8 protein-coding genes are annotated in these 6,363 nt (G+C 48.8%); 2 read left to right on the forward strand and 6 right to left on the reverse strand.

The genetic code is table 11. From position 1 onward, the window contains the following. Nucleotides 1–29 precede the first annotated feature (29 nt). Nucleotides 30–455 carry a hypothetical protein gene (locus DRW39_RS20915; RefSeq protein WP_116109050.1) on the forward strand — a complete coding sequence of 142 codons (426 nt, stop codon included), beginning with the start codon at nt 30–32 and terminating at the stop codon, nt 453–455. Nucleotides 456–501: 46 nt separating this feature from the next. On the opposite strand, the gene DRW39_RS20920 is transcribed toward DRW39_RS20915, so the two are convergent. Then, nucleotides 502–2,202, reverse strand: coding sequence for a S41 family peptidase (locus tag DRW39_RS20920; RefSeq protein WP_116109051.1), 1,701 nt, complete (start codon nt 2,200–2,202; stop codon nt 502–504). Nucleotides 2,203–2,567: 365 nt separating this feature from the next. On the opposite strand from DRW39_RS20920, the gene DRW39_RS22805 reads away from it, so the two are divergent. Further along, nucleotides 2,568–2,699, forward strand: coding sequence for a hypothetical protein (locus tag DRW39_RS22805; RefSeq protein WP_255419270.1), 132 nt, complete (start codon nt 2,568–2,570; stop codon nt 2,697–2,699). 285 nt (nt 2,700–2,984) lie between these two features. Here DRW39_RS22805 and DRW39_RS20925 read toward each other — a convergent pair whose 3' ends face one another. The 5 genes from DRW39_RS20925 to DRW39_RS20940 form a co-directional block, all read right to left on the reverse strand. Then, nucleotides 2,985–3,503: a DUF2199 domain-containing protein gene (locus DRW39_RS20925; protein ID WP_116109053.1), complete on the reverse strand. Its 519-nt coding sequence runs from the start codon at nt 3,501–3,503 to the stop codon at nt 2,985–2,987. A gap of 112 nt (nt 3,504–3,615) precedes the next feature. Beyond that, nucleotides 3,616–4,071 (reverse strand): DUF695 domain-containing protein, encoded by a 456-nt coding sequence (locus tag DRW39_RS20930; protein WP_116109055.1) that lies wholly within the window; start codon nt 4,069–4,071, stop codon nt 3,616–3,618. Nucleotides 4,072–4,337: 266 nt separating this feature from the next. Continuing rightward, nucleotides 4,338–5,231, reverse strand: coding sequence for a transposase (locus DRW39_RS20935; RefSeq protein WP_157976280.1), 894 nt, complete (start codon nt 5,229–5,231; stop codon nt 4,338–4,340). 15 nt (nt 5,232–5,246) lie between these two features. Continuing rightward, on the reverse strand, nt 5,247–5,378 hold the full coding sequence (locus DRW39_RS22810) for a hypothetical protein (RefSeq protein ID WP_255419271.1): 132 nt from the start codon (nt 5,376–5,378) through the stop codon (nt 5,247–5,249). A 181-nt stretch (nt 5,379–5,559) separates the two neighbouring features. Continuing rightward, the gene (locus DRW39_RS20940; RefSeq protein WP_116109058.1) at nt 5,560–6,042 is read right to left on the reverse strand and encodes a transposase; all 483 of its coding nucleotides are present in this window, start codon (nt 6,040–6,042) and stop codon (nt 5,560–5,562) included. Nucleotides 6,043–6,363 lie beyond the last annotated feature (321 nt).

Consider the following 6,363-nt stretch of genomic DNA (forward strand, 5'->3'; position numbering starts at 1 on the left):
AACCATTTAAGGTCACTGTACGGGCTGCGATGACCGACCGGCGCCGCTACTCCCATGGTGTCTTCAAGTGGCTATACGGCAAACGGTGGGGCGTGGAAACGGCCATCTTCACCCTGAAATCCTTCCTGCAGTTGGCCCTGATCTCGGCCTACACCCAGCCCGGGGTGGAACGGGATCTCTGGGCCAGCTTTGCCTTCTACAACCGGCAGAGCGTCCTGGTCGCCGCCGCCAGTGAGGAGGAGGTACAACGGGCTACGGGCCACCGCGAGTACACCTACCGCCTCAACCGGAACGTGACGGCCGGGGTGCTGCAGCGTTTTCTCTACCACATCTACCTGGACGGCCCGGCTACCTGGCGAAGGAAAATGCTCGTCTTACTGGAACTGATGCCCCGCTACACCGAGCCCTACCGTCCCGATCGCCGGCGGGAACGGGGGCGCATTTGTATATTGTAAGTCGCCGATATTTTTTTGCTATAATAGTGGTTAGCGTTATCAATTTTTATTCACCCGTTTCCGCAAACCTTATAGCTCTTTTTAAAATGGGGTCTTCTTGATTTACAACATCGTTAACTTCATAATCAACTTGAATGTCAATGGGAATGCCAACTCGTTGCGTTTCGCTACCGTCAGGTCCGTATATTCCCATTCCTGAGAAGGATACGGTATGACCACCTAAGAACGTCATTCTTGTCACGTTTCCGTCGGCACCTGCAGTTTGAGTTCCAATAACAGTTGTATTCTCGTACGTTTTTAGGATTAAGCAATCAAATTCAGGTAGACTTTGTGTTCGATGGTCTACCAGTAAAATTAGTTTTCCTGAATACGGATCGGGATTCTCCTTTCCAACAGTTCTGATGGAAGGATGCTGTGAATTGAGGTCTCGATAGTAGAGAAGTCCGGGATAATTAAAATTGATCATTGTTTCCTTTCCGTACGGCGTAGGCTCTTTCAGGAAATAATCTGCCATTTTATAGGAAGGCATTAAGCTAGGGTAATTTCTTAAATCCAGGATGATCGCTTCGGTGTCCATTAAAGGAAGCATAATACTATCTATATTTTCCGAAGTAATATTTGCCGCATTAACGTAAGCAATGTCTCTGGTGATCTTTCTTGCTGTTATCGGGCTGTTCATCGCAAAGAATGCTAAATATTCTTTCAGAAAGTTACGCTCGGATAGGGCTATTTTGGAATGAAAGGTTGAACCATCCGGGTTGTATCCTGAGTAAACGGATGAAGGGCTTTTGCTATTCAAGATCAGCCTGTGCAATCCCTTGTATTTTCCTCCCGTGTTCGAAGCGGGGATATAATCCCATAGTTGTTTGATTCTCGTTGCAAGGGAAGTGCCGTCAATTTTCTCAATCACGCTCCCTTGCTGCACGTTTGCTTGTTGCGCTATTTCCTGATTAAGAATTTTAGTGACTACCGCTTTATTATCTACCAATTGGAAAAAGAAGGGTGGACTGTATTTTCCAGCAACACTTTCGTACAGAAATGGATATACACCTCCGTGTCCGTCATCAATGGAAGCAGCCATTTTTAGTACGGCTTTATGATAAGAAGATGTATCAGTGGCAGTTACAAAATCAGGGATCAGATTAGTAAGCACGTTATTCCACTTTTCTTCCGCGGCATATTTATACGGGTAATAGTAGTTGATGACGTTCCAAAAACGGAATAATCCTAGCAATCTATAGTTGCGGTCAGGCATTTTCATTTCGGAATAAGGTTTTTCATTGGGAGTGATGATATTGCCATCATCGTCAGGGTTATTTAGCGCGTAATAGTTGCCTCCTTGCTTTGGGTGAGCATAATTGTAGGTCAAAGCCTTCTTCTGACTTTCTGTGAGGTTTCTGCTTTTATCCACCCAGGAATGATCAACATTTCGGTAGGTATACGGATGTGCGGACTTGTCGATTGTAAATAGGGGGGCATCATTTTCACCTGCGATTTGCAACATGCGATCCACTTCTCGTCGCAAAGCATCCTCTTTATTCGAAACCAGAAGTCTATCCAAGGAAGCCACCAAAACACTATCCCAATCCCGGTTTCCCGATGCGATTTCCGGATGAAAATATTTCAATGTGCCCCAAACCTTGCATAAATCGGCCAGTTCGGAAATCTGTCCTTTCGATTGCGCAGATGCACCATTCAGCGTAAATGCGGCAAAGAGCAAGATGAGTAGGTTAGTTGGCACGTTCATTTCTTTATTTTAACGATTTGTAACAACTACTTCGTTAAATTTAAAAGGTTACATTGCTGCACATAAAATTCGACCTTCGGATGGGTTTCCAACCATTACAGCTATCGAAAGCGCCGGTTCAGGCCGGTGCTCCCAGTTAGCATCCGGCCTCCGATCAGTTTGTGGTTACCTCCTGAATGGCCATTCCGATTTATCTGCTCCCCCCCGATCCTGAAGCTTTGCCCCCTCCGGATAACTAGCGTTGTTAATGTGTCTTGGAAGAAAGGTGACCGGGGCGCTCCGAGATCTTTCCCCTGTGGATCGATGCGGTGCTCCTTTGGAATGAGGTGTAAGCCTACCGCATCAACCGGAACGTGACGGCCGGGATGCTGCAGCGTTTTCTCTACCACATCTACCTGGACGGCCCGGCTACCTGGCGAAGGAAAATGCTCGTCTTACTGGAACTGATGCCCCGCTACACCGAGCCCTACCGTCCGGATCGCCAGCGCGAACGGTAGCGGAAAATAATGCGGATGAATAACCGCCATATCCACGACCGCCGGAGGCAGCAGCGGAGCTAAAAAAATTATAAAAAAGCAGTAGAAACACCCACATATCTGCCGTCACGGTAGCACGCGTGCAACGAGGGCGGGCCAGGGGTGTGCTCAAACCGGATCAACGACAATAAGGCAGGCTGGTATGGCTGGAAAACGGGCCCTGGCTTGGGATGAGAAAAATAAGGCGGTGCCTTAACTTAATGGTGTTGACGCAATGTTGGGCGAATTAATTATTGCCTTCTGAACCTATAAACCGTGTATTAAGTGAATCAGAATTGTTTCTAATCTTTTTAGCGTTATTCCAAACTTCCAATCCTCATATAATTGGGTTGTTGAATGAATTAATTTGACTTCTGGAAATAATCCCGATGATAAATAATTTACCTTCACAATGGGATAATCAGATATTCCATAAGTAGGTATAGGGTAAACTAGGCTACCTGTCATAAGTATTTCAGCATCTGCTGTTAATAAGTCATTATAATTTTCTTTGGTCCAATCTCTTACTTTGGTTAATTCTTCTTTATTGATCTGTACCCATGTATGTATTTCAAGATCATCATCTATTTCGTGTATGGGAATGCGTAGAATACACATAATTATAAACTCACCTTGGATTATATAGGCGTTTTTACTGATCAACTTTACCTCTCCCGCTTTTCTACCACTTGTCACATTCGATATAGCTGCTGGTAGGGGATATTCAATGAGAGTTTCATACAAGTGTTTAAGCCCACATTTAGTACAAACAAATTTATCCTTCATGCCTACCGTGTTTTTATCTAAATTTACTTATTCCAACTTTTATATCAACTTACCCAAATGTGGTATTTCTCTTCGATTAATTTGAAATATCTGGTATTTAAGAATATGGAAATTAGTAAATTTTGAGATGCCAATTCGTCAATTCCCATGTGTCGTCAGGCTCGATTTTATAGTCGAAAGGCAACCTGTATTCTTTTTCATTAATTATTTTTCTCAACACTTCATCCACTGGTTCAGGCTCATATACTCTCCATATTAACTCTCTCGTTTTGTTCCAAGTTATTCTACCAAGATAGAGTGCATTAGGTTTCTCTTTATCAACTCCTGTAATCTTCTCAGCTATCTCGTCTTCAAACTCTTCAACTCTAGTTCTATCTTGAATCGAAGGCGTTCCATTATCGATAAGGTCATCAAAATGAACGAGGACAGAGCAATGCCACCCAAATACTATATTTGGCTCAAAGGCTCTTAAAGCTATATTGATGACGGCGATTCCTGGTAGATCGTCCTGCACGAATTCAAGAACTTGAAACTCTTCATCTGGTATTAAAACCCTGTATTCAGCCATTCCATGGAATTATATCAAGATTATTTAGTTCGTTCCTAATTCTTGTCATACAACTCAAGTAGAATGACCCATAGCATATAACATGAGGTCTGCCACGCAAGGTTGATCAATTGCGTATTTAATCGTATGATCTAATATAATTGCGTTTAAATATAATGGTAGAGACAGCAAAAAATTATCTTTTCCAAAATTAAGGTGGCTCTTTAGTCGCCGCCTAATGCGGCTATTTCGCCCAACGGGAGGCCGTGCAAAAGCTCCCACTCAAACTAAGCAAAAATCGGCTGCGCCCGCCTTACTTTTAATATTCGCCGAAAATCGGCCCTAAAGCGCTTCACAACGCTCCAATTTGATCCTCGGACGGCCCATAATGCCACTATTTCGGCCGAAAAACGCCCCTTCAGCCGCCGCACCAGCTCCAATACGCCCAAAATGGACACACTCCGCCGCAGGTTGTAGCAGCAGGCCAGCAGACTGAACTCCCCGTCGACCTTTTCTAGCCCCCGCACCAGGGTGTAGGTAGCCCCCCAACTTCGTTTTAGAGTTCCGAACGGGTGTTCCACGATCGCCTGGCGCCGGGGATACACTTCCGGCCTGTCCTTCAGCCGCTCGTGGTTTCTCTCCACCGCCCCGGCGTGTTCCTGCCGCGTCAGCACCTTACCGTGGCGTTGCCTACGCCCCGCCGCACTCACGCACTGCTCGTAGAGCGGACACTGGCGACACACCTCCACCGACGAGCGGTAGTTACGAAAGCGTTTGCCACTACCGACGCCGCCGTCCTTGCCCCGTCGCTGGTACCACTTGCCCGTCGTAGTCAGCTGCCGGTCCGCCGGACAACGGTAGCAGTCCTGGTCGGCGTCGTAGACAAACTCCCGCGGGCCGTAGCCACTCTCGGTCGTCCGGCCCCGCCGGGTCTGTTTGCGCTCGGCTACCAAGGGCGCCATACCCAGACCCTCTACCGCCTGTAAGTTGGTCGCGTCGTGAGCTTTTGGCAGGGGCCCCTCCCCCTGCCAACGCATGTCCGCTAACACCTCGGTCGGCGCTTCCGATTCAACGGGGAGTGCCAACGTCTCTTTAGCCGCCCCCGCCAACCCCGCCAGCGCGTTGATATCATTGACGTTGGTCGCCTCCGTATGCACGATCAGGTGATGCGCATCGTCCACCACCGACTGTACGTTCTAGCCCACCAGCGACTCGGTTCCCTTCACCATCAGCGAGCGGCAGCTAGCAGGGGCCCCATCCCCTGCTAGCTGCGGGGCATCCGTCTCACTCAATTGATTTTCCCCACTCTCCTCGAGCTCCTTTTGCATCTCCTCGTAGCGTTGCTTCCGCTGGCGCAGTATGGCCAGTTTGTCGACTGCCTGCTGCTGTAACTCCTGCTTTTGATCGCTGTCTTCCTGGACATCCCGGTCGGCAAAATCCTGCAGCGCCTCCTCGATACCCCGCTCGATCCGTTCCAGGCTCCGCTTCAGTTTGACGGAGTTAAAGAGCTTACATCTGGGGGCCCTTCCCCAGATGTAAGCGACGTGCGTTCTGCGCGTGGATCTTGGTGCCGTCTACGGCCAGCCGCTGGCCGGCGATCAAGTCCCAGTTCTTTAGCAACAGGACGTATTGTTTAAAGACCTCTTTGAGCGCCTTGGGATGGTCCTTGCGGAAATCAGCGATCGTGTGGTACTTCGGCTTCAGGTTGGCCGTCAGCCACATCACCTCGATGTTGACCTCGCAGGCGCGTTGCAGTCGGCGGCTGCTGCGGATCCGGTTCAGGTAGCCATACAGGTACAGCTTCAGCAGCAGTTCCGGACCGTAAGCGCTGGCACCGTCGGCCTGCACGGCTTTGAAGCCAAGCTTGGGCAAGTCCAGCTGATCGACAAAAGCCGCTACTACGCGCACCTCAGCGTCGGCCGGAATCATCGCCTCCAGCGGCGTGGCGAAAAGTCCGAACTGGGTGGTATCTATCCCTTTCTTCTTAGGCATCTTTATCGGGTATCAGTGGGATACCCTTAAGATACGGCGAGAAAATTGGAAACCATACTTTTTGCACACTCTGACGGGTGCGCCACCGCAGGCCGGCCTCCCTAGCCATCATTCGGATCTCGACCTACTTAAAATCCTCTTTTGAAGCCTTCATCGACACCAAATCCCTTACCGCCGGCTTGACGATGGCGCGGTGTTCACGGCCATTAAGCTAAGCTTTTTACGGCATTAGGTTTCTCCTGATCTTAGACGGATGACCCGCGCCCTGACCCGCTTCCTCTCCTTTCTACGTGCCTTCCCCGATCTCAACGCAGAGGCTCG

The sequence above is a fragment of the Lewinella sp. IMCC34191 genome (genome assembly GCF_003390935.1).
GTDB lineage: Bacteria > Bacteroidota > Bacteroidia > Chitinophagales > Saprospiraceae > Neolewinella.